At 70.3% G+C, this 23,725-nt stretch carries 19 protein-coding genes and 1 pseudogene; 1 reads left to right on the top strand and 19 read right to left on the bottom strand.

Annotated features, from left to right (window positions below):
- From AWZ10_RS16775 to AWZ10_RS16740, 8 genes and pseudogenes are all read right to left on the bottom strand, one after another.
- Positions 1 to 659: pseudogene (locus AWZ10_RS16775) on the bottom strand ((2Fe-2S)-binding protein); the annotation flags it as partial.
- On the bottom strand, positions 656 to 1,549 hold the full coding sequence (locus tag AWZ10_RS16770) for an FAD binding domain-containing protein (RefSeq protein ID WP_046702819.1): 894 nt from the start codon (positions 1,547 to 1,549) through the stop codon (positions 656 to 658). The gene AWZ10_RS16770 and the pseudogene AWZ10_RS16775, both read right to left, overlap by 4 nt.
- Before the next feature lie 287 nt (positions 1,550 to 1,836).
- The gene (locus AWZ10_RS16765; protein WP_046702820.1) at positions 1,837 to 3,513 is read right to left on the bottom strand and encodes a beta-N-acetylhexosaminidase; all 1,677 of its coding nucleotides are present in this window, start codon (positions 3,511 to 3,513) and stop codon (positions 1,837 to 1,839) included.
- Position 3,514: 1 nt separating this feature from the next.
- Positions 3,515 to 4,357, bottom strand: a complete 843-nt coding sequence (locus AWZ10_RS16760) for a carbohydrate ABC transporter permease (RefSeq protein ID WP_046702821.1) — start codon at positions 4,355 to 4,357, stop codon at positions 3,515 to 3,517.
- Complete coding sequence (locus AWZ10_RS16755; protein ID WP_107084438.1) at positions 4,354 to 5,343, bottom strand: carbohydrate ABC transporter permease; 990 nt, start codon at positions 5,341 to 5,343, stop codon at positions 4,354 to 4,356. Before AWZ10_RS16755 ends, AWZ10_RS16760 begins: the two co-directional genes overlap by 4 nt.
- Positions 5,321 to 6,622 carry an extracellular solute-binding protein gene (locus AWZ10_RS16750; protein ID WP_060891459.1) on the bottom strand — a complete coding sequence of 434 codons (1,302 nt, stop codon included), beginning with the start codon at positions 6,620 to 6,622 and terminating at the stop codon, positions 5,321 to 5,323. Before AWZ10_RS16750 ends, AWZ10_RS16755 begins: the two co-directional genes overlap by 23 nt.
- 378 nt (positions 6,623 to 7,000) lie before the next feature.
- Positions 7,001 to 7,288 carry a DUF3039 domain-containing protein gene (locus AWZ10_RS16745; protein ID WP_037703589.1) on the bottom strand — a complete coding sequence of 96 codons (288 nt, stop codon included), beginning with the start codon at positions 7,286 to 7,288 and terminating at the stop codon, positions 7,001 to 7,003.
- Positions 7,289 to 7,468: 180 nt separating this feature from the next.
- A complete protein-coding gene (locus AWZ10_RS16740) occupies positions 7,469 to 8,041 on the bottom strand; it encodes a YqgE/AlgH family protein (protein WP_037703590.1) in 573 nt (190 codons plus the stop codon).
- A gap of 310 nt (positions 8,042 to 8,351) precedes the next feature.
- On the opposite strand from AWZ10_RS16740, the gene murA reads away from it, so the two are divergent.
- Entirely contained in the window at positions 8,352 to 9,698 is a 1,347-nt protein-coding gene (gene murA / locus AWZ10_RS16735; RefSeq protein WP_046702824.1) for a UDP-N-acetylglucosamine 1-carboxyvinyltransferase, read from the top strand.
- Between the two features lie 180 nt (positions 9,699 to 9,878).
- Here murA and AWZ10_RS16730 read toward each other — a convergent pair whose 3' ends face one another.
- From AWZ10_RS16730 to AWZ10_RS16680, 11 genes are all read right to left on the bottom strand, one after another.
- Entirely contained in the window at positions 9,879 to 10,160 is a 282-nt protein-coding gene (locus AWZ10_RS16730; RefSeq protein WP_037703592.1) for an HU family DNA-binding protein, read from the bottom strand.
- Positions 10,161 to 10,406: 246 nt separating this feature from the next.
- The gene (locus AWZ10_RS16725) at positions 10,407 to 11,819 is read right to left on the bottom strand and encodes an NAD-dependent malic enzyme (protein ID WP_037703593.1); all 1,413 of its coding nucleotides are present in this window, start codon (positions 11,817 to 11,819) and stop codon (positions 10,407 to 10,409) included.
- Positions 11,820 to 12,280: 461 nt separating this feature from the next.
- Entirely contained in the window at positions 12,281 to 14,578 is a 2,298-nt protein-coding gene (locus AWZ10_RS16720; RefSeq protein ID WP_046702825.1) for a HelD family protein, read from the bottom strand.
- Between the two features lie 104 nt (positions 14,579 to 14,682).
- Positions 14,683 to 15,465, bottom strand: a complete 783-nt coding sequence (locus tag AWZ10_RS16715; protein WP_173531442.1) for an anti-sigma factor family protein — start codon at positions 15,463 to 15,465, stop codon at positions 14,683 to 14,685.
- 29 nt (positions 15,466 to 15,494) lie between these two features.
- Positions 15,495 to 16,070, bottom strand: coding sequence for a sigma-70 family RNA polymerase sigma factor (locus AWZ10_RS16710; RefSeq protein ID WP_013003188.1), 576 nt, complete (start codon positions 16,068 to 16,070; stop codon positions 15,495 to 15,497).
- 330 nt (positions 16,071 to 16,400) lie between these two features.
- Complete coding sequence (locus AWZ10_RS16705) at positions 16,401 to 16,979, bottom strand: CGNR zinc finger domain-containing protein (RefSeq protein ID WP_046702827.1); 579 nt, start codon at positions 16,977 to 16,979, stop codon at positions 16,401 to 16,403.
- A gap of 329 nt (positions 16,980 to 17,308) precedes the next feature.
- Positions 17,309 to 18,463, bottom strand: a complete 1,155-nt coding sequence (locus AWZ10_RS16700) for a uroporphyrinogen-III synthase (protein ID WP_046702828.1) — start codon at positions 18,461 to 18,463, stop codon at positions 17,309 to 17,311.
- Positions 18,464 to 18,689: 226 nt separating this feature from the next.
- Positions 18,690 to 20,072, bottom strand: coding sequence for a nitrate/nitrite transporter (locus tag AWZ10_RS16695; RefSeq protein WP_046702829.1), 1,383 nt, complete (start codon positions 20,070 to 20,072; stop codon positions 18,690 to 18,692).
- 181 nt (positions 20,073 to 20,253) lie between these two features.
- Positions 20,254 to 21,627 (bottom strand): serine hydrolase domain-containing protein, encoded by a 1,374-nt coding sequence (locus tag AWZ10_RS16690; RefSeq protein ID WP_046702830.1) that lies wholly within the window; start codon positions 21,625 to 21,627, stop codon positions 20,254 to 20,256.
- A gap of 168 nt (positions 21,628 to 21,795) precedes the next feature.
- Positions 21,796 to 22,542, bottom strand: coding sequence for a TetR/AcrR family transcriptional regulator (locus AWZ10_RS16685; RefSeq protein WP_046702831.1), 747 nt, complete (start codon positions 22,540 to 22,542; stop codon positions 21,796 to 21,798).
- Positions 22,543 to 22,743: 201 nt separating this feature from the next.
- Complete coding sequence (locus AWZ10_RS16680; protein ID WP_046702832.1) at positions 22,744 to 23,208, bottom strand: helix-turn-helix domain-containing protein; 465 nt, start codon at positions 23,206 to 23,208, stop codon at positions 22,744 to 22,746.
- Between the last annotated feature and the right edge of the window lie 517 nt (positions 23,209 to 23,725).

Below are 23,725 nucleotides of genomic sequence, written 5' to 3'. Positions count from 1 at the left end.
GGGGCCCCGCCTGCCGCGCTCTCCCCCGGCGTACGGCTCCCGGCCGCGTGCTCCTCGGGCCGGCGCTCGTCGGCCGGGGGCGGCGGCGCGGTCCACGCCGTGCCGATCTGTTCGGTCGCCCAGGGCGCGGCGGCGCCGCCGGGAAGCGTGGCGGGCGGGTTGCCGCCCCACTGCTCGACGAGGGCCGATGTGCTGAACTCGCCGGATTCGTCCGGAAGGTCACCCCCCGCGACCGGAATCGACCACTCGCCGGTCACATCGTGACCGGGAGCGGCTCCTTCCTGCGCGGCCGGCTCCTCGAACGTCCACTGCCCGGTCGAGCCCGGGTTGTACGTGAACCCGTCCTGCGTCGGGGGCTGCGGCTGCCCGGCGTTCGGGTCGTGCCACTGGGCGCCCCCGGCCGGCATCGCCCACGTGCCCGGGACGGACGGGTCGGTTCCGGCGGTGTGGGCCGTGGCGTTCGCCGCTATCTGCGGCGGCACATAGCCGTGGCCGGGCGCGGCCAGCGGGCTGTCGGCGGCGAGCAGCGCGTCGATGCCCCCCTCGGGGAGCTGGACGAAGGTGGTGGCGCCGTCGTCGTAGTCGCCCTGCGGCAGCCGTTCCCAGAAGCCCTGGCCCCCCTGCTGCGGGGTGCTCTCTCCGTGCTGGTCGTCGCTCACGACAGTGCCCTCCCCAGTGCTCGTCGGGCCAGCGCGGCGACGGTGCGCCGCAGGTGCAGTACGGCGGGCGGAAGCGGTGGTACGGAACCGTCGACCTCGGGGGCCGGGTCCGGGATGCAGGCGGCGGCGACGTACTCGCCGAAGGCCTGGAGCGCCTCGGGGACGAGGGTGCGCTCGCCGTCCCAGTCGATCAGCCGGCCGACCCACGCCTCGGCGTCCAGGGGGCGCAGCGGCATCGGCGCTATGGCTCCGACGGCGCACCGCACCCCGCGCCGGGCGGGGTCGAGGACGAGAGAGACGGAGGCGACCGCGCGGCCGGGGCCGGTGCGGCCGGTGGCCTTCAGGAAGACCTGGGGCGCGTGCAGCAGCGGCACGCGCACGAAGCCGATGAGTTCACCGGGTCGCAACATTTCCATGCCGGCCAGCAGGTGCGAAACGGGCATCTCACGGCGGGCTCCGCCCGGGCCCGCGATGATCAGCGTGGCCTCCAGGGCGGCCAGCACGGGCAGCGCGTCCCCGGTGGGGGCGGCCGTCGCGATGTTGCCGCCGAGGGTGCCGGCGTTGCGGATCTGCGGTGGTCCGGCGGCGCGCGCGGCTGCGGCGAGCGCCGGAATGAGCGCCGCGAAGTCCGGGCGCCCCATCCGCGCATGCGTCAGTCCGGCACCCAGCAGGGCGTGTCCGTCCTGGTACTGCCAGCCGCGGATCTCGCTGATCTTGCCGAGGCCGACCAGCGCGGCGGGCCTGAGCTGCCCTGAGTTGACCGCGGCCATGAGGTCCGTGCCGCCCGCCACCGGAACCGCCCAGGGCATGGCGGCGAGGGCCGCCACGGCCTCGTCCAGCGAGCCGGGCAGGGTCACGGCCTGCGCCGCCTGCGGTGCGTGCGTGGTCAAACCGGCTGCCCCTTCCCGCTGCCCCACCTGGTCCGCCTGTGTTGCCGTACGGTACGTGCTGACAGGGCGGACGTGGCAACTCTGGCACATTCTCGCGAGGCCCGAACGCGGGGGTCCGCCAGGAGGCGTTCACCCACCCCGCCCGAGAGGTGGTCCGTTTTGGACCGGCATCACCCATAGGTGCGAATTAGCACGCGTGGCGCCACTTTCACCTCTTGCGCCTCTTGTTCCCTCTGCTGTCACCGTCGCAGGGCACGCGCTTTCGGTCCTACGGGTTCGCGGTCGCCTCACACGTTCGGGGGCCTCCCCTCGATCGGACGTCCGAGCACGCCGGGTCTCTGCTGCCATGGACGTGGACCCGAGGGCGGCCGATACCCGACCCCCAGGGCGTCAAGTCGCGGGTAATGGGCCGTCATCCGGTGCTCGAAGTCGGCGAAGTCACGCTCGGCGGGTTCCGGCAGCCGGCTCCAGACCACCTCGGCGAAGGCCACCAGGCGCGGGAACGTCTGGTAGTCCACGCGCGCGGGGTCCTCCATCGCCTCGGTCCACACATTGGCCTGGGCGCCCAGCACGTGCCGTGCCTCGTCGGGCGTCAACTCCGGTGGTACCGGCTCGAACCGGAAGACGTCCTCCAGGGTGCGTACGAAGCCGATGGGCACCGGCTCGTCGGGGCCGCCGTCCTGACGGTGGTCCAGATACACCTGCTGCTCGGGGCACATGACCACGTCGTGGCCCGCGCGGGCCGCCGTGACACCGCCCGCGTAGCCCCGCCAGGACGACACGGCAGCCCCCGGCGCGAGGTTGATTCCCGTCGCCTCGCCTCCGGGTGTTCTGATCCCCTGTCGGCTCCCGCCCTGCAGGATCTCGTCCCATCCGATCAGGCGACGCCCGCGCGCGGTCAGCCAGTTGCCGAAGTGCCGGACGAACCACGACTGCAACTCGTCCTCGTCCGCGAGCCCCAGCTCCCGGATGCGGGCCTGCGCGGTGGCCGACTCCTTCCACTGGTCCTTGGCGCACTCGTCGCCGCCGATGTGCACGAAGGTCGACGGGAACAGTTCCAGGACCTCCTCGAAGACCCCCTCGTAGAAGCGCAGGGTGTTGTCGGTGGGGGCGAGTACGTTCTTGCTGATGCCCCAGGTGTCCCAGACGGTGAGGGAGGTCGTGTCGATGACATCGGTGTTGCCGAGTTCCGGATACGCGGCGATGGCGGCCTGGCTGTGTCCCGGGATGTCGATCTCGGGGACCACGGTGATATGCCGCTCGGCCGCGTAGGCGACGATCTCGCGGATGTCGTCCTTCGTGTAGTGACCCCCGTGCGGTTTCTCCTCCCAGAGGGGTGACGCGCGATGGCCGGATTTCGTGCGCGCCCGCCAGGAGCCGACCTCCGTCAGCCTCGGGTATCGCTCGATCTCGATCCGCCAGCCCTGGTCGTCCGTCAGGTGGAAGTGGAGGACGTTGAGTTTGTGCGCGGCCATCAGGTCCAGATAGCGGAGGATCTGGTCCTTGGGCAGGAAGTGCCGGGCGACGTCGAGCATGAGGCCGCGCCAGCCGAAACGGGGGGCGTCCTCGACGGTCTGGTGCGCGATGCCGTACGTGATCCCCGGGCGGACCGGGGCGCGCCGGAACGCCTCGGGGCCGAGGAGTTGACGCAGGGTCTGGGCGCCCCAGAAGACCCCCGCCGGGCCGCCGCCCCGGATCTCGACGCCCCAGTCGGCGACGACCCCGAGCTTGTACGCCTCCGGCTCCAGGCTCTGATCCAGGCGCAGCCGCACCGCGTCGCGCGCGTCCTCGGGGCCGGGCGGCAGCGACAGCCCGAGGGCCGCGCCGAGGGTCGAGCGCAGCCAGCGCTGCGTCCCCTCCGTGCCCGGTGCCCCCCACAGGGTGGTGTTCTCGTCGAGCGATACGCCGCAGCGCATGGGCCCCTCGACGGCGAGGGGCGCCGGAATCAGGTCCGTTTTCGTCACGTCAGTCCTTGACCGCGCCGCCCAGTCCGGAGACCAGCCGTCGCTGTACGAGTACGAAGAAGATCAGCACCGGAACGGTCATCACCGTGGACGCCGCCATCACGCCGCCCCAGTCCGGCTCTTCCGGCTTGTAGAACACGAGCAGGGCCATCGGCAGGGTCGACTGGGACGTGTCGCTGATGATGAACGACTTGGCGAACAGGAAGTCGTTCCAGGTGGAGATGAACGAGAAGACGCTGGTGGCCACCAGCCCGGGGAGGACGAGGGGGAAAAGGATCTGCCAGAGGAATCGGGAACGGCTCGCCCCGTCGAGTTGGGCCGCCTCCTCCAGCGCCTGGGGTACGGCCTTCACGAAGCCGCGCAGCATCCAGATCGCGAACGGCAGTGAGAAGGCGATGTGGGGCAGGATCAGCGCGCCCAGGGTGTTGAGTTGGCCGAAGTCCCGCATCTGGAAGAAGAGCGGGATGGTGAGCGCCTCCACGGGCACCATCTGGGCGATCAGGAACATGATCAGCAAGGTGGTGCGGAATCGGAAGCGGAATCGGGTGACCGCCGTCGCCGCGAGAAACGCGATCAGCGCGGAGACGACCACCACCGAGCAGGCGACGACAAGGCTGTTGACGAAGTAGCGGCCGAATTCCTGCTGCCCGAAGACGCGGCGGAAGGAATCCAGGGTCGGCGCGAGGGTCCAGGGCCGGGGCTCGGCCGACTCGATCTCACCCGTCGGCCTGAACGCGCTCAGCACCATCCAGTAAAGCGGGAACGCCACCACGACCGCGATGAGCAGGGCTGATGCCTCCGCCACCAGCCGCCAGGGCCGCCGTACGAAACCCAGCGAATTCACAGCTCCTCCCCTTGTCCGCGCAGCAGTCGCAAATACACCAGGGTGACCGCCAGCAGAATCACCAGCATCACCACGCCGATCGCCGAACCGAGGCTGTACTGGGAGGACGCGAAGGCCTTCTGGTAGGCGTACACGTTCAGTACGAGGTTCTGGCCCGCGATACCGCCGCCGCCCGTCATCACATAGATCTGGGTGAAGACCTTGAAGTCCCAGATGATCGACTGAATGGTGACGACGACGAGGATCGGCCGCAGCATCGGCGCGAGGACCGACCGCCAGATCCGCCACTGCGAGGCACCGTCCAGGGCCGCGGCCTCCAGGACCTCGGAGGGTACGGAGCGGATGCCCGCGTAGACGGTCACCATCACGAACGGGAAGGAGCACCACACCACTTCGAGCAGGACGAGGAAGAAGGCGCTGTAACGCCCGTACGTCCAGGAGTGGTCGCCGAGGCCCAGGATCCGGTTGACCGGGCCGAAGTCCGGGTCGAACAGCAGCAGCCACACCGTGGAGCCGGTGATCGCCGGGGTCGCCCACGCGCCCAGCGCCGCCAGCATCAGCGCGAGGCGCGGCACGGCCCGTACGCGTGTCAGCAGCACGGCGAGCGCGCACCCGACGGCGAGCGTGGCCACCACACAGGCCGCCGCGAACACGACCGTGGCCAGCAGGACCTGCCAGAACTCGGGATCGCCGAACAGTTCGGCGTAGTTTCCGAAGCCCTGGAAGGAGGTCGGTTCGCCGCCGCTGACCTGGGCCTGGGTGTATTCGAGGAGCGAGATCAGGCCGAGCTGGTAGACGGGATAGACGAGCAGCCCGCCGAGGACGACGAGCGCGGGGGCGAGATAGAGCCAGGGGGTCCAGCCGCCCCCGCCCCGCGAGGGGCGCGGGGAACTGCGTGAGAAACCACGACCCACCCGAGGCCGCCCACGCTCGGCACCCCCCACCCCAGTGGGCGTCCCCTGCTCAACCGGCGGAGCTGAACGCATCGTTCATCCGCTTCGCCGCGTCCTTCGACGCCTCAGCCACGTCCTTCTTGCCGCTGACGACCTCCTGGAACATCGTCGGCAGTACCAGCGACGCGTCGATCTGCGCCCACGCCGGGGAGGCGGGCACGAACTTCGTCCCGGAGGACAGCGTCCTGACGAACGGCTCGATGAACGGCTCCTTCTCGGCCGCCTCGGCGCGTACGTCGGTGTAGGTCGGCAGGAAGCCCATCGCGTCGAAGAGTTCGCCCTGGGTCTCCTTGGACGCCAGCCGCTTCATCAGGTCGACGGCGAGGGTGCGGTGCGTGGTGCTCTTCAGGACGCCGACGTTGTTGCCGCCCGCGAACGCGGGGGCCACCGAGCCGGGCTTCACCCCCGGCAGCGGTACGACCGCGTATGTGCCCTTGACCTTGCCGGCCTCCACGGCCGCGTGGCTGAAGTCGCCGCCGATCGCCATGCCCGCCTTGCCGGCCGCGAACGCGGTGACCGTGTCGTTGCCGCCCATGCTCGCGCACTTGGCGGCGGGACAGTTGTCGTCCCCGAACAGCGAGGTGTACGTCTCGATGCCCTTCCGGGCGGCCGCGCTGTCGATCGTGGAGGCGTACGAACCGCCCTTGCCCTCGGCTATCTCGCCGCCGTTGGCCCAGACGAAGGGCATCGCGCCGTAGGTGTAGGCGCCGCCGACGACGAGCCCGTACAGGTCGGGCTCGGCGGCACGGATCTTCTTCGCGGTGGCGGTCAGCTCGTCGAGGGACTTCGGGGCTTGGAGACCGAGTTCCTCGAAGACGTCGGTGCGGTAGTACAGCGCGCGCACGCCCACGAAGAAGGGCGCCCCGTAGATCTTGCCGTCGACCGTCACGGAGGTCCTGGCGGTCGGGTCGGAGTCCTTGGCCTCGGACCAGTCGTTGAACTCCGTGGTGACGTCGGCGAGTCCACCGTCCTTCACATAGCCGGCCGTGTCGGTGTTGCCGAACTCCATGAGGTCCGGGGCGCTCTTCGGGTCGTTGAAGGCGGCCTTGATGCGCTGGGCGCGGGTCTCTACGGGGATGTACTCGACCTTCACCTTCGCACCGTCGTGCGCCTTCTCGAAGGCGGAGAGCACCTTGTCGACGACCTTCTGCTTCGGCTCGTTGCTCACCTCCTGGAAGAGCCAGACCCGGAGGGTGCCGGTCGTCTCGTCCTCCCCGGAGGAGGAGTTGTCGGAGGTCTGGGGGGCGCAGGCGGTCAGCCCGACGAGGGCTAGGGCCGCTACGGGCGTGGCGAGTCTGGCGGCGAGCTTCATGAGCGGTCCTCCGGAGGGGGGAGCGGAGCGTTGCAACATGCGCAACGTGCGTTTTGCTCTCTACAACACCTCGGAGGCTAGGGAGTACATGACAACGCCCACAAGAGGTCTCAACCACCTTGTGACCGGCAGACGCACTCCGTGCAACGCAACGATGGCCGCGCCGGGCCGGGAATGGGGGAATTCAGTGATCGACGGCCGAAAACGAACAGCGGCCGGCACTCATCGCGCCGACCGCACCCACACACACACCGAACCACGGCAGACCGAACGACCGCACCCAGGCATGACAAGGCCGCGGCACCCGCACCACAGGCACCGCGGCCCTCACCCGAACGATCCGGCGCACCGCACCCGGGGGTACGGCCGGACCTCCGGCTACTGCTTGCCGTCGCCCTTGCCGCCCTGGTCGCCGCCGGCGCCGAGGGACTCGAAGATCTCCTTGCACATGGGGCACACGGGATACTTCTTCGGGTCACGGCCCGGGACCCACACCTTGCCGCACAACGCCACGACGGGCGTGCCGTCGAGGGCGCTCGCCATGATCTTGTCCTTCTGGACGTAGTGGGCGAAGCGCTCGTGGTCACCGTCACCGTGCGACGTCTGCGGCGTCGGCTCGACGAGGGTCCCCGTACCAGTACCGCGCTCGGGCTCAAGAGTGCTCATGACTGCAAGGGTAATCAACTGCCGGGGACTGTGGGTCCCTGGCTTGTACAACGGGCGTCCCTGGTGGTGACGCCGTGTTCGCGTCCAGCCCCGACCGTCGGCGCGATGGTGCGGCAGGGGCCGGCGACGCCGCCCCCGTCTCGCCACAACTCCCACGCGCGGACACGGATCTGATCCACATCAGTTGAGCGAGGGGTCGTCCGGGTACGTGGCCACCATCGCGAGTTCACTGCGCTGGCGGCGCAGGACCTCGCGCCAGAGTCTCTCCGGGCAGGGCGAGGAGACGTCACCGGGTTCGGACTCGACGACGTACCAGGCCCCCTCCACCAGTTCGTCCTCCAGCTGGCCGGGGCCCCAGCCCGCGTACCCGGCGAAGATGCGCAGCGAGCCGAGCGCGGACGCCAGCAGCTCCGGCGGGGCCTCCAGGTCGACGAGGCCGATCGCGCCGTGCACGCGCCGCCAGCCGAGCGGGGCCCGGTCCACGGAGCCGCCGCCGGGTATCACCGCCACCCCCAGCGCCGCGTCCAGCTGCACCGGGCCGCCCTGGAAGACGACCCCCGGTTCGCCGGCGAGTTCCGCCCAGCCCTCCAGGATGTCGGCGACGCCCACCGGCGTCGGCCGGTTGAGGACCACGCCGAGCGAGCCCTTCTCGTCGTGGTCGAGGAGCAGCACGACAGCGCGGTCGAAGTTCGGGTCCGCCAGGGCGGGCGTGGCCACGAGCAGCCGCCCTGTGAGCGAGGACACCTCGGTCATGCCAGACATGATCCCGCATCCTGCCCCCGCGCGGGGAGCCAATGCCGGTAGCGGTGTGAATGCAGCTCACGACGGGGGGAAGCAGGCGGGGCGCACGGCTGTGACGGTGACCCCGCGTGGCCGGTGGTGAACGGTTCGTGTTGTGGCAAACCCATGACGTGGCTGAGAGGTCCTTGGGCTTACGGAAGGGGGGTGGGCGGCGATTACGCTAGCTCTCCGGCCCACGCCGCGCCGGTCCCCGCACAACGGGTCCACCGGCCGTCCGTCCACGCCGGAAAGCCTCTGCCCAACTCCACGGAACGCGAGATCCATGACCGTCAACGGCTCTGACGACGTACTGCTTGTACACGGCGGCACCCCGCTCAGTGGCGAGATCCGTGTCCGCGGTGCGAAGAACCTCGTACCCAAGGCCATGGTCGCCGCGCTGCTCGGCAGCGGTCCGAGCCGGCTGCGCAACGTGCCCGACATCCGCGACGTGCGGGTCGTGCGCGGGCTGCTGCAGCTGCACGGCGTAACGGTCCGCCCGGGTGACGAGCCGGGCGAGCTGGTGATGGACCCGACGAACGTGGAGAGCGCGAACGTCGCCGACATCGACGCCCACGCGGGCTCGTCCCGCATCCCGATCCTGTTCTGCGGCCCTCTGCTGCACCGGCTCGGCCATGCCTTCATCCCCGGTCTCGGCGGCTGCGACATCGGCGGCCGGCCGATCGACTTCCACTTCGAGGTGCTGCGGCAGTTCGGCGCGAAGATCGAGAAGCGGGAGGACGGGCAGTACCTGGAGGCGCCGCGGCGGCTGCGCGGTACCAAGATCCAGCTTCCGTACCCGTCGGTGGGCGCGACCGAGCAGGTGCTGCTCACGGCCGTCCTCGCGGAGGGCGTGACGGAACTCGCGAACGCGGCGATCGAGCCGGAGATCGAGGATCTCATCTGCGTCCTGCAGAAAATGGGCGCCATCATCGCGATGGACACCGACCGCACGATCCGCATCACCGGTGTGGACTCGCTCGGCGGCTACAACCACAAGGCGCTCCCGGACCGTCTGGAGGCCGCCTCCTGGGCGTCCGCGGCGCTGGCGACCGAGGGCGACATCTACATCCGGGGCGCCCAGCAGCGCTCGATGATGACGTTCCTGAACACCTACCGCAAGGTGGGCGGTGCCTTCGAGATCGACGACGAGGGCATCCGCTTCTGGCACCCCGGTGGCCAGCTGAAGTCGATCGCGCTGGAGACGGACGTCCACCCCGGCTTCCAGACCGACTGGCAGCAGCCCCTGGTCGTGGCCCTGACGCAGGCCACGGGCCTCTCGATCGTCCACGAGACGGTGTACGAGTCCCGCCTCGGCTTCACGTCCGCGCTGAACCAGATGGGCGCGCACATCCAGCTCTACCGCGAGTGCCTCGGCGGCTCGAACTGCCGCTTCGGCCAGCGCAACTTCCTGCACTCCGCGGTCGTCTCCGGCCCCACGCGTCTCCAGGGCGCCGATCTGGTCATCCCCGACCTCCGCGGCGGCTTCTCCTACCTCATCGCGGCCCTCGCCGCCCAGGGCACCTCCCGGGTCCACGGCATCGAGCTCATCAACCGCGGCTACGAGAACTTCATGGAGAAGCTCATGGAGCTGGGCGCGAAGGTCGAACTGCCGGGCAAGGCGTTCGGCTGAGCAGTCACCCGTAAGGGGCGGGGGTGACACCGCGGGGCGCGACCAGCCGTGGCGCGCCCCGCAGCCGCGTCACGGCGCCCCTCCCGCACCACGATGGGGGCGGCACCCGGTTTCCCGGGTGCCGCCCCCATCAGGCGTTCCACGCGCCGTACACCATCCCGTGGGACGGAGACGGCAAGGCTACTTGCCCTTGGCCGCTTCCTTGAGCTTGCTGCCCGCGGAGACCTTCACGCTGTAGCCGGCCGGGATCTGGATCGGGTCGCCGGTCTGCGGGTTACGAGCGGTGCGAGCGGCACGGTGGGTGCGCTCGAAGGTCAGGAAGCCGGGGATGGTGACCTTCTCGTCGCCCTTGGCGACCACGTCGCCGCAAACCTCGGCGAACGCGGCCAGCACGGCGTCGGCGTCCTTGCGAGTCACCTCGGCGCGGTCGGCCAGCGCGGCCACCAGCTCACTGCGGTTCATGTTGTTACTCCCGTGTTCTTCTTGCCGTTGAGGCGGACCGGGTCCGTCGTCAGACCCTCGCGCCCAGAAACGCATCCTGCACTCACCTGCGGCGGGAAAGCCAATCCAGCACCCCTGGGAGTCACGCGACCACCCTTGGGAGTCGCGACAGGCCTGAGCTTGGCCGCCACACTAAAGGGCGGCACAAGCCCTCCGGCCCCACGACGCGCCGATGGGGCGGGGCGTGGCAACCGTCACAGCGCGGGCTCAGGCCGACGCCGCCGCCTTCGCGGCCTCGCGCACCGCGCCGGCGACCGCGCCCGCGACCTTGTCGTTGAAGACGCTCGGGATGATGTAGTTCGCGTTCAGCTCGTCCTCGGTGACGACGTTCGCGAGGGCGGTCGCCGCGGCGAGCATCATCTCGGTGTTGACGGTGCGGGACTGGGCGTCGAGGAGACCGCGGAAGACACCCGGGAAGACCAGCACGTTGTTGATCTGGTTCGGGAAGTCGGAGCGGCCGGTGGCCACGACGGCCGCCGTCTGCCGGGCGACAGCGGGGTCGACCTCGGGGTCGGGGTTCGCGAGCGCGAACACAATCGCGTTGTCGGCCATGGCGGCCACGTCGTCGCCGTCGAGGACGTTCGGGGCGGAGACACCGATGAACACGTCGGCCTCGCGCACGGCCTCCTTGAGCGTGCCCGTGAGGCCCTCGGGGTTGGTGTTGTCCGCGATCCAGCGCAGCGGCGAGTCGGCGGCGGCGTCGACCAGGTCGGCGCGGTCGCAGTGCACGACACCGTGGATGTCGGCCACGACGGCGTTCTTCACACCGGCGGCGATGAGCAGCTTGAGGATGGCCGTACCGGCCGCGCCGGCGCCCGACATGACGACGCGGATGTCCCCGATCGCCTTGCCCGCGACGCGAAGTGCGTTCGTGAGGGCGGCGAGGACGACGATCGCCGTGCCGTGCTGGTCGTCGTGGAAGACGGGGATGTCGAGGGCCTCGCGCAGGCGGGCCTCGATCTCGAAGCAGCGGGGCGCGGAGATGTCCTCCAGGTTGATGCCCGCGAAGCCGGGGGCGATGGCCTTGACGATCTCGACGATCGCGTCGGTGTCCTGGGTGTCCAGGCAGAGCGGCCAGGCGTCGATGCCGGCGAACCGCTTGAAGAGGGCCGCCTTGCCCTCCATGACGGGCAGCGCGGCCTTGGGGCCGATGTTGCCGAGGCCCAGCACGGCGGAGCCGTCCGTCACGACCGCAACGGAGTTGCGCTTGATGGTGAGGCGGCGGGCGTCCTCGGGGTTCTCGGCGATCGCCATGCAGACACGGGCCACGCCCGGCGTGTAGATCATCGAGAGGTCGTCACGGTTGCGGATGGGGTGCTTCGACGCCATCTCGATCTTGCCGCCGAGGTGCATCAGGAACGTACGGTCGGAGACCTTGCCGAGCGTCACGCCCTCGATGTGGCGCAGCTGCTCGACGATCTCGTCGGCGTGCGCGGTGGAGGTGGCGGCGATGGTGACGTCGATGCGGAGCTTCTCGTGGCCGGATGCGGTCACGTCGAGGCCGGTCACCGAGCCTCCGTGGGACTCGACGGCTCCAGTGAGCTGGGAGACCGCGGTTCCGCTCGCGGGCACCTCCAGCCGGACCGTCATCGAGTAGGAGACGCTGGGCGCCGTTGCCATGGCCGACTTCCTCTGCTTTCGCTGCTACTGCGTTTGCCGCTTTTTGCCGTCCGATCGTCGCACCTACCGCCGGGTAGGCGTTAGCCGTCCGGGGTTGCGAACGTTTTGTTCTCAACGAGAAGAGGTCCACGTCACATTCGACGTGGACCTCTTCGCGTTCAAGTGGCACCGACCCGCCATGCTCGCCTCGCGGCAAGTGGTCGCTCTGAGCGACGAAGGTTGGGCCCGGGGGCTTGGATCGAGCCGGTGCCACACCCAGGCTAACAAACAGATCGCGTAAGGCCATTCCCGTACGGCAAGTTGTTTTTGGGGCGCCCTTGAGCTCGGGAGGCCGGGGGTGCGTCGGCGGGTGCGGGGTGCTCGCGTCGGTTCCCCGCGCCCCCGAGAACGCCGGGGTGCGACCCAGGCCGTCAGGGGCACGGGGAACCGCGCGACCGGCCCTCACCGGGCCGCAGTCGAGATCAGTCGCGCAACAGGTCGGGTACGCCCTTGTCGTCCGGGTCGTCCCGCTCGCCCGACACCAGCGTCAGTTGTTGCGTCGCCCGGGTGAGGGCCACGTACAGCACCCGTAGCCCCGCCGGGGACTCGTCGGCGATCTCCGCCGGGGAGACGACCACCGTGGCGTCGTACTCCAGGCCCTTCGCCTCCAGGCTGCCCAGGGCGACGACGCGGTCGCCGAGGCCGGCCAGCCAGCGGGCGGCCTCGTCGCGGCGGTTCATGGCGACGACGACGCCGACCGTGCCGTCGACGAGGTCCAGCAGGCGTGCGGCCTCCGCGCGGACCGTGCGGGCCAGGGATTCCCGTACGGCGGTGACGAAGCGCGGCTCGACGCCCGTGGAGCGGACCGCCGACGGGGACTCGGAGCCCGGCATGGCCAGCGCGAGCACCTTCGCCGCCAGTTCGGCGATCTCGGCCGGGTTCCGGTAGTTGACCGTCAGGGTGAAGCGGCGGCGCGGGCGGGTGCCCAGGGCCTCGTCACGGGCCTCGGCCGCCTCGTCCGGGTCGGACCAGGACGACTGGGCGGGGTCCCCCACGACCGTCCAGGTGGCGTGGCGGCCGCGGCGGCCCACCATCCGCCACTGCATGGGGGTCAGGTCCTGCGCCTCGTCGACGATGACGTGCGCGTACTCGGTCCGCTCCTGCGCCAGCCGCTCGGCCCGCTCCCACTGGGTCTCCTCGCGGGCGGGCATCAGCTCCTCCAGGCCCGTCAGCTGGTCCAGCGGGTCGAGATCGCGCTTCTTCCTGGGGCGGGCCGGGAGGCCGAGGGCGGCCTGCAGTTCGTCCAGCACGGCGACGTCGTGGACCGAGAGACCGTCCCGTTTCAGGGAGCGGGCGACACGGCGGACCTCACTCGGGTTGAGGATGCGGCGGGCCCAGCGGCCGAGGCGGCGCTCGTCGGCCATGGCCGCCAGCACTCCGCGCGGGGTCAGCTCGGGCCACCAGGCGTCGAGGAAGGCGATGAAGGCGTCCTCGCTCGTGATGTCCTCGTCGAAGGAGGAACGCAGCTCGGCGGCCAGCTCCGGGTCGCTGTGGCGGCCGGCCGCTCCCGAGCGGGCCCACAGGGCGTCGAGGAGCAGCTTGCGGGCTCGGGGGCGCAACAGGTTGACGGGGGCCGTGCCGCCGAGCGCGTTGTGGCGGATGCGGTCCAGCTCGGGGGCCTCCAGTTCGATACGGCGGCCGAAGGCGACGACCCGCAGGCGGGTGGGCGCGTCGCCCGACTCCAGCGCGCCCCGGGCGGCCTTCCGCACCACCTTGAGCATGCGGTACGAGCCCTTGGCGCGGGCCACGGCCGGGGAGTCGTACAGCGTGGCCTCCGCGCCGTCGACCAGGGAGCCGATCGCGCGGATGGCGACCTGGCCCTCCTCGCCGAGGGACGGCAGGACGCCCTCGGTGTACGCGACCAGCAGCGGGGTCGGGGAGACGATCAGGATGCCGCCCGCGTACCGGCGCCGGTCCTGGTAGAGGAGGTACGCGGCGCGGTGCAGGGCGACGGCCGTCTTGCCCGTCCCCGGGCCGCCCTCGACGTACGTCACGGAGGCGGCGGGGGCGCGGATCACCAGGTCCTGTTCGGCCTGGATGGAGGCGACGATGTCGCGCATGGTGTGGCTGCGGGCCTGGCCGAGGGCGGCCATGAGCGCGCCGTCGCCGATGACGGGCAGTTCGCCGCCGTCGAGGAAGGCCTTCAGCTCGGGGCGCATCAGGTCGTCCTCGACGCCGAGCACCTTGCGGCCCTTGGAGCGGATGACCCGGCGGCGTACGACCCGGCCGGGGTCGACCGGGGTCGAGCGGTAGAAGGGTGCGGCCGCCGGGGCCCGCCAGTCGATGACCAGCGGCGCGTAGTCGGAGTCCAGGACGCCGATCCGGCCGATGTGGAGGGTCTCGGCGATGTCGGCCGTGTTGTCGGGGCGGACGGTGCCCTCGGCCGGTTCGACGGCGGTGTACGCGCCGTCCGGGCCCTTCTTGCCGTCCTTGCCGAGCAGCAGGTCGATACGGCCGAAGAGGAAGTCCTCGAACTCGTTGTTCAGGCGGTTGAGGTGGATGCCCGCCCGGAAGACCTGGGCGTCCCGCTCGGCGAGCGCGCCGGGCGTGCCGACCTGACCGCGCTGGGCCGCGTCGTTCATCAGGAACTCGGCCTCGTGGATCTTCTCCTCAAGACGCCGGTACACCCGGTCCAGATGTTCCTGTTCGACGCCGATCTCCTTCTCACGTACCGAATCGTGAGCGGAGTCGAGCGTTTCCTGCTGAACTTGAGCGGCCACCCGGGCCCCCTTCTGACGTGCTGGGCAGCCGTCTACCGTACGCGAAAAGGACCCCGCCAGGCTATGTGCCCGACCGGGGTCCGTTCGCCGCTTGTCTCAATGTGTCACGCCTTGACCGAGACTAGCTTCTTCCCACTGAAGGTCAGGACCTCGAAGTGGTCGATCTGGTCCGGGGTGAAGGCAGCGCCGCCGTGGGTGTAGAGCGGGTTTCTGGCCTGCTCCGTCTTGGCGTTCTTGATGCCGTAGCCCCACTTCGGGACGGACCAGGAGGTGACGGTCTCGCGCTCGCCGTTCTTGCCGACGGCGATGAGCGAGCACTTCTCCGGACCCTTGACGTTCTTCAGCTCCAGGACCGCGTGCGTGCCCCAGGCCTTGGACTCCATGCCGATCGTGGCACTGACCTGGGTGGACGCGTCGGTCCCCGAGACCTTGTCCGCCGCCGACATCTTGATGAAGGCCTCCTGGGCCGGGCCGGCGGCCACCGGCGGCTCCTCGTCCCCGCCGCCCGTCGTCGCGAACACCGCCGTCGGGCCGCCGACGATCAGGGCCACGCCGGCCGCCAGCATGAAGAAGTTGCGTCGGGTCTTCTTCGCACGGTGCTGGACGACCTCGCCGACCAGTCGGTCCGCGAGTCCGGTGGTCGGTTTCGCGGACAGGGACTCGCCGATCGCGGGTGTGCCCTGGGAAGCGGGCAGGTCCGCGAGCGCGGCCAGCATCGGTTCCATACCGGCCAGCTCGTCCAGCTGCTGGCCGCACCATTCGCACGTGGCGAGGTGCATCTCGAACTGGGTGGCCTCGGTGTCGTCCAGTATCCCGAGGGCGTACGCGCCGACGGTTTCATGGATGTTGTCACCGGAACCTTGGGCTCCTTGCACAGACCCGGGCATTCCCGGTCCATACCCCCCGTAGATGTTGCTCATGCCGTCACCCCGCGCTCCTCTAGAGCCAGCTTCATCGACCGCAGGGCGTAGAACACCCGGGAGCGGACGGTGCCACTGGGGATGCCAAGCGTCTCGGCCGCCTCATTGACCGTACGCCCTTTGAAATAGGTCTCGACCAGGACCTCCCTGTGAGCAGGGGTCAGGTCGTCCAGCGCGTCCGACAGTGTCATCAGCCACAACGCCTTGTCGATCTCGTCCTCCGCGGGGATGACCTCCAGCGGCGACGGGTCGACCTCCTGCGGCCGGGCCTGCCGGCTGCGGTGGCCGTCGATGACGATGCGACGTGCGACCGTCACCAGCCAGGGGCGTACCGATCCGGTCGCTCGATTGAGCTGACCGGCGTTCTTCCAGGCCCTGATGAGAGTTTCCTGCACAACGTCCTCGGCACGCTGGCGATCGCCCGCGACCAGACGCAGCACGTACGCGAGCAAGGGTCCAGCGTGCTCGCGGTACAGCGCGCGCATCAGCTCCTCGTCTGGCTCTGAGGGCTGTGATGCGCGATGACGGGCCCTGTGCGGGCGTTCATCGGCCACAGCGGAATCCTTGCGCACGGCTACCTCCGGTGTCCGGGGGTTCCCCCAGTCGGTCGCTCACATCGGGATACGTAGGTAATCAGTTGTGTGTTCAGAGTTGAGCCACAACTTTCTCGATTCAACGGGGTGCGGGTGGGGCAGCTGGGGGACAAGTGCGTCCATATCCGTTGTTAAACCGGCACGCATGGACGGGAATTGTGAAGGCACCCAAGTCATGATGTGAAAAACAGCACTGCTGCTTCTTTACGGAGGTAGGGGGTTTGACCAACTGGCCCGCCGGGTAAGGCAGATGGGCATTTCTGCGCCAACAGGGAGAAGTGGGGCGCGAGAGACATGCCTTGAGGTGGGCTAGGCGCGGGCCAGGGCCGCTCGGCGGCGGTGGCGGGCCACGCGTTCGCGGTTGCCGCAGATCTCGCTGGAGCACCAGCGGCGGCGTCGGCCGCGGGAGGTGTCGACGTACACGATGGGGCAGTTGTCGCCCGCGCACCGGCGCAGGCCGGCGCGGGCCACCGGGTCGGTGAGCAGCTCCACGGTGTCGCGGGCGATCAGGGCGAGCAGGGCGGCGCAGTCGGGGGTGTGGTCCAGGGCGCGGGTGAAGGTGCCGTCGTCCGTGCGGACGGCCCGCAGGGCCGGGGTGGCCGCGCGGGCCAGTTCGTTGACCCTCGCCAGGGAGATGTCGAAGGGGCGGGAGTCGGGCTTGCGGTCCGGTTCGCCCCGGACCAACTGGCCGATGTGCCCGCGGAGTTCCCGGAAGCCGACGAGCCAGGGCGGGGCGATGTGGTCGAGGGGGGTGCCCTCGGGGACCAGGCCGGCCGCGGTGATCCACCCGCGCAGTCGGTCCGCCGAGTCGAGTTGTTCCTCGGGGTGGGTGGTCGCGAGGAAGTCCAGGCAGAGGTGACCGCAGTCGAAGCGGGGGTCATGTGCCATGCGCCTGTCACCGCCTTGGGGTGCCGACCGGCAGGGGTGCGCCTGAGGGGTACGTACCCCTTACCTTGCCCGGCCGCACCCGGGGGTGGAACCCTCCAGGGGCCGGCTGGATCTGCTCGCCCCCGCCGCCCCTACCCGTCCCATCCACAGGGGCTGTGCCCCTTCTACCCCCACAGCGCGGGTCCGGTGAGGGCTGGTCACGCAGTTCCCCGCGCCCCTTTAACGGCCTACGGCCACTCAGGGGCGAAAAGCACCGGGCGCAGCCCCTGCTTTTCAGGGGCGCGGGGAACTGCGCGAACAGCCCCCACGCACCCGCCGACGAACAACCCTCACGCGTCGTACTTCGTGTCCGCTGCCGGGTCCAGGGCCAGGCGGTAGCCGCGCTTCACCACCGTCTGGATCAGTTTGGGCGTGCCGAGGGCCGTGCGGAGGCGGGCCATGGCTGTTTCCACGGCGTGTTCGTCGCGGCCCGCGCCGGGGAGGGCCTTGAGGAGGTCCGAGCGGGGGACGACCCAGCCCGGCCTGCGACACAGCGCCCGCAGCAGGGACATGCCGGCCGGGGGGACGGGGCGGAGGTCGCCGTCGACCAGGACCGCGTGGCCGCGGATCTCCACGCGGTGGCCGGCGATGGGCAGGGTGCGGGCTCGGCCGGGGAGTTCCTGGCAGAGGAGCTGGACCAGGGGGCCGAGGCGGAACCGCTCGGGCTGGACCGTGTCCACGCCGTGGGCCTGGAGGGGGAGGGCCGTCACCGGGCCCACGCAGGCGGGGAGGACGTCGTGGTTGAGGGCGTTGAGCAACTCCGGGAGCAGGCCCCGGTCTTCGGCGCGGGTGAGCAGGGACGCCGCCGCCGGGGCGCTGGTGAAGGTGAGGGCGTCGAGGCCGCGGCCGACCGCCGAGTCGAGGAGGCGGTCCACCGGGGTGATGTCCTCGGGGGGCATCCAGCGGTAGACGGGGACGCCCACGACCTCCGCTCCGGCGGCGCGCAGGGACTCCACGAAGCCGGGGAGCGGTTCGCCGTGGAGCTGGATGGCGATACGGCGACCTTCGACACCCTGCTCCAGCAGCCGGTCGAGCACTTCGGCCATGGATTCGGAGGAGGGTGACCACTCCTCGGTGAGGCCGGCGGCCCGGATCGCGCCCTTCACCTTCGGCCCGCGTGCCAGGACTTCGACGCCCCGCAGCCGGTCGAGGAGGGCCTCGCCCAGGCCCCAGCCGTCCGCCGCCTCGATCCAGCCACGGAATCCGATGGCGGTCGTCGCGATCACGATGTCGGGTGCCTGGTCCAGCAGGCCCTTGGTCGCGGCGAGCAGCTCGCTGTCGTCCGAGAGGGGCACGATGCGCAGCGCGGGGGCGTGGAGGACGGCGGCTCCGCGGCGCTGGAGGAGCGCTCCGAGTTCGTCGGCCCGGCGGGCGGCCGTGACCCCCACGGTGAACCCCGCGAGCGGCCCGTGTTCCGTCTGCGCTGCCCGATCCATCCGATCCATCAGAACCGTCCTGTCTGGTCGATCGGCTCGATCTGATCGCTGGGTCGCTGCTGTTCGTCGTACATGGCTCTCGTCCCGCAGTCGAGTCGTTGCACTCAGTCGATGCACTCGGTGATGCACCGATTGGTGCTCCCACATACCGAACGAGCCTGTCAACGGCGCGTGACAGGCTCGGTTCGGGTTGATGTCGCTGGTGTTACGTCACTCGTTCAAGGCATGGGCGATGTCACACCTCGGCGTAGCTGAGCTGCGGCTTCGCCTCCGTCGTGGCCGTCTTCGCTGAGGTGTTCGAGGCCGGGCGGCGAAGGTATACGGCCCAGGTCACCGCGAAGCAGATGCCGTAGAAGGCGAGGAAGCTGACGAAGGCGCCGGTGCCGGAGCCGACCGTGAGGAAGGACTGGCGGAAGGCCAGGTTGATGCCGAGGCCGCCGAGTGCGCCGACCGCGCCGATGATGCCCATGGTGGCTCCGGAGAGGCGGCGTCCGTAGGCCGCGGCCTCCTCGCCCTCCAGCCCCTTGGCGAGGGCCTTGGCCTGGAAGATGCCCGGGATCATCTTGAAGGTGGAGCCGTTGCCCAGACCGCTGAGGACGAAGAGCACGATGAACGCGGTGGTGAACAGCGGCAGCGACTTCTGCATGGAGGCGATGACGATGACGCCGGTGGCGCCGGCCATGGCGACGTAGTTCCACAGGGTGATCTTGGCGCCGCCGTACTTGTCGGCGAGCGCGCCGCCCACCGGCCGGATCAGCGAGCCGAGCAGGGGGCCGATGAAGGTGACGTACGCGGACTCCAGGGGCGTACGGCCGAACTGGGTCTGCAGGACGAGGCCGAAGGCGAAGCTGTAGCCGATGAAGGAGCCGAAGGTGCCGATGTAGAGGAAGGACATGATCCAGGTGTGGGCGTCCTTGACGGCTTCCTTGGCGGCGCCGGTGTCGTTCTTCAGCTCCGCGATGTTGTCCATCTTGACCCAGGCCAGGACGGCGGCGATCACGATGAAGGGGATGTAGACCCCCAGCAGGACGCGCGGACCGGCGCCCGCCCCGATGACGGCGAGACCGATGAGCTGCACCACGGGGACGCCGATGTTGCCGCCGCCCGCGTTCAGGCCGAGCGCCCAGCCCTTCTTCCGCAGCGGGAAGAAGGCGTTGATGTTGGTCATGGAGGAGGCGAAGTTGCCGCCGCCGATACCGGCGAGCATCGCGCAGATCAGGAACGTGTTGAACGAGGTCCCCGGCTCCATCACGAGGAACGCCGCGACGGTCGGGATGAGCAGCAGGCTCGCGGAGACGACCGTCCAGTTGCGTCCGCCGAAGAGCGCCACCGCGAAGGTGTACGGGATACGGACGATGGCGCCGACCAGCGTGGCCATCGAGACGAGGAAGAACTTGTCGGCCGGCGTGAGCCCGTACTCGGGGCCCATGAACAGCACCATCACCGACCAGACGGTCCAGACGGAGAAGCCGATGTGCTCCGAGAGGACCGAGAAGATCAGGTTACGGCGGGCGACCTTCTCGCCGGTCTCGTTCCAGAAGGCCTCGTTCTCCGGATCCCAGTGCTCGATCCAGCGGCCTCCCCTGCTTGGTGCGGGGGCAGTGCTCGGGGCTGTCATGACGCCTCCACGTTCTCCGGGCTCAGGTGTTGCGATGCGGTGATGAGGGGTGATGAGTCCCGAAGGTAGGGAGGGCGCGTTTCCTGTTCTGTGGCACCGGGTGACCGGAAAGGAACTTCGCTCTCACGTATGCGCGGACCGGCCGGTGAGGAATCGGTGAGCAGGGCGTCATACCTCGTGGTCACGCCACCTTCGGCGCGGCCCTCATGCCAATGTAGGCGCACCGCGTGCCGTCGCTCAGCGTGGCGAAGACCACAGGCATCCAGTCCTCCGCGAACGAGGCGCCGCCTCCCGACCCGGCGAACACCGTGTCCGACAGGGGTACGAGGTCCATCTCCAGGTCCGGCGAGTAGCCCACCATGCCGTCGACGAAGGCGTAGGTGAGATGCGGTGTGCCGTTCCTCTCGGCGATCGTGATGACGACCCCCTCCCTCTTGTACGTACCGGCCCAGGGCGTGATGTCGACGGCGGGCGGCTCGGCGGCCGGGGCGAACGGCGCGGGCATCGTGATCCCGGCCAGCTCCGCCATCAGCTCGCGCAGCAGGTCGGCGTAGAGGAGGCGGGACGAGCCGCCGTTGGTGAGCAGTGCGACGGCGACGCCCTCGGTCGGCACCACCCGGAGGAAGGCGTACTGCCCGGTCGCGGCGCCGTCGTGCCCGTAGCCCGGGACGCCGTCCCAGTCGTACAGCGTCCAGCCGAGCCCCCAGCCGTCCGCGCTGACCGTCCACTTGTCGGGTACGTCGGTCTCGCGGGCCTGCATGGCCGTCACGGTCCGGGGGCGGAGGATCCCGCCGCCACCGTCGAGGTGGGCCTTCGCGTACCGGACCACGTCACCGGCGGTGGCGAGCACCCTGGCGCCCGGACCCGCGGCGCGCGGCATCATGTCCCAGACCGGGGCCGGAACCTGGGTCCCGCCCTCCCCCGCCATGTGCCCCATGGCCGCGCGGAACGGCAGCGCCTCCTCCGGCAGCGTCATGGTGTGCGCCAGCCCGAGCGGCGCCAGCACCCGCTCCCTGAGCGCCTGGTCCCAGGTCAGGCCGGTCAGCACCTCGACGATCCGGCCGAGCACGACGTACCCGATCCCGCTGTACGACACCGCCGTGCCCGGCGGGCAGTCCATCGCCACGCCCTTCGCGGCCTCGACGTACCTGGCGATCGCGTCGTCGCCGCGCCCGGTGTCGATATGGAAGTCGCAGGTCAGGCCGCTGGTGTGGGACAGCAGCATGCGGGGTGTGATGACTTCGGTGGCCGCCGGGTCGACCGTCGCGAACTCCGGCAGCACCCGCACCACCGGGACGTCCAGGTCGAGTTCGCCGGACTCCACCAGTTGCATGACGAGTGCGGCCGTGTAGACCTTCGCGATCGAGCCGAGCTGGAAGACGGAGTCCGTGGTCGCCTCGACGCCGGTCGCCCGGCTCAGCACACCGCTCGCCAGCTCGTGGATCTCACCGTCGACGAGGAAGGCGAGGGTCGCGCCGGGCACGTCGTGGGTGGCGCGGAGGGTGTCGAGGCGGTGCTGCCAGTGGGCGAGGTCGGGGGTGGCCTGCTGGGACATGGCGTTCTCCTTCGGGAGGCAGGGAATCGGAGCCGCGCCGTACGTTGTGCGGCGACAAGGAACACTGTACGCACTGCGAACACTGTGCGCAAGGCCGTACGGCGTTCCTTCCCGGATGCGGAAAAGGGCCGCGCACGACTGCTGTGCACGGCCCTCAAGCGGGGGGCGTCAGAGGCGGGTCGCGAGGCCGTCCAGGATCCACTGGAGGCCGTGGTCGAAGTTGTCCTGGACGACGTCGGCCGACTCGGCGCCGGCCTGTTCGGCGTACCGGCGGCTCAGGTGCGGGTGGTCGCGGGTGGCCCGCTCGATGGCCGGGCCCACCTGCCGGGTCCAGTCCTCGGGGCTCTGTCCGCTGCGGGCGAGCATGGTCAGCCAGGCCGCCTCGGTGGTGGTCATGCCGAGGACGTACGCGAAGAGGATGCGTACGGCGTGGTCGGCGCGGTCGAGCGTGAAGCCCGCCGTGTGCAACATGGCGAGCATGCCCTCGGTGAGCCGCAGGGAGTTGGGGCCCAGGGAGACGCCGACCTCGCCCAGCATCGGGGCGGTCCAGGGGTGGCGCAGGATCGTCGCGCGGATACCGTGCGCGCAGCGGGTCGCGGCGGTCCGCCAGTCCTGGGCGGCGTCCGGGCCCGGCACCTCCATCTCGCCGTAGATCCGGTCGACGAGCAGTTCGATCAGCTCGTCCTTGCTCGCGACGTGCGAGTACATGGAGGTCGCGCCCACGTTCAGCCGGGCACCCAGGCGGCGCATGCTCAGCGCGTCGACACCCTCCTCGTCGAGCAGCCGGACGGCCTCGGCGACGATCAGATCCCGGGTGAGCGCGGGCCGCTCACGGCCGGGGCGTCGGGGGCGGGCCCAGACGGAGGGGATGACCGCGGCGGCGGGATCGTCGGGGGTCCGTGGGTTCTCGGGCATGACGGCGCCGCCTCCCGGCTTCGACGGACATGACGGTGCGTACAGCGTACGTCCCCCCGCACGCTGTACGAGTGTCACGCGCACCGTCGGCCGGGGCATCGCCGACCGGGGCATCGCCGACCGGGCGAGGCCGGGCGGCCGTCGCCGATCGGCCGACGCCGGCCGGTCGCCGGTCAGGTACCGCTGGTCGGGTACCGCTGGTCAGGTACCCGCCTGCCCGTCCGCGCCCGCCTCCGGGACCGCCTGGCCGGCGGCCGTGCCGAGTCTGAGCTGTTCGGTGATCTGCACGAAGGCCGCCCGGAGGTGTTCCGGGATGCCCAGCGCGGTCGCCGCCTGCTCGGCGGAGAGCGCGTGATCGCCGGGGACCGTGCCGGTCTCGGACGGCGCCGGAGCCTGGGGCAGGTCCTGCTCGGTCAGCTTGCCCGATCGGATCAGGACATCCCGGACCGGGATGCCGAGCGCGCGGGACAGACCCCGCATGGTCTCCAGGTCGGGCATGCTCTGGCGTTGCAGCAGCCGGGTGATGGCCGCCCGGTGCACCCCCGCGTCCTCGGCGAGCTTGGTCTTGCCACCGCCGCGCGGGCTGTCGATGTCGTACCCACGTGCGCGCATCACGCCCTCGATCCAGGCTGCGAACTCGTCGACGCGTTCGGCATCGCTCTTCATGTGGACGCTCCCCTCAGCTACCCCCCACCTTAACGGTCGTGCGCACGCGAACTATGCCGTTGCGCGCACGCACGAGTAAAGGTTCAGTGAGGCCCATTCGTCAATCCGGTCCCGTTCCGACCTCGATCCACCCCGAACCGGCCCTTGGTCGATTCCCGGCGCACCCCCGCCCCGAAGGGCGGCATGATCCTCGATCTCTGTTGCGCGCGAGATCGCAACATGTGAAGCTGTGTGCGGGCTCGCAACAACAGGGGGCTCTCCTTTCCCCTCAGTTGCCCCCGCCCCAGCTCTTGGTTGCCGTCGATCGGCTCCTGCCGTCGAAGGGCTCCTGGTTGCCCCAGATCGGAGTGTGTCCACCATGACCTCAGGCCTCGCCACCCAGCACACCGCCCGCGCCGCCCGCTGGATCGACATCCTGCGGCGTCAGTTCCCCGAACTCCTGCTTGAGTTGGCGCCGGGACGACCGGGCGCCGGCACCCGTTCCCGCCCGCCGCTGGGCCCGGCCGCGCTCCGCGCC

It is taken from the genome of Streptomyces europaeiscabiei (assembly GCF_001550375.1).
GTDB lineage: Bacteria > Actinomycetota > Actinomycetes > Streptomycetales > Streptomycetaceae > Streptomyces > Streptomyces europaeiscabiei.
The sequence above is the reverse complement of the archived record's forward strand: the minus strand, read 5'-3'. Positions and strand labels throughout refer to the sequence as shown.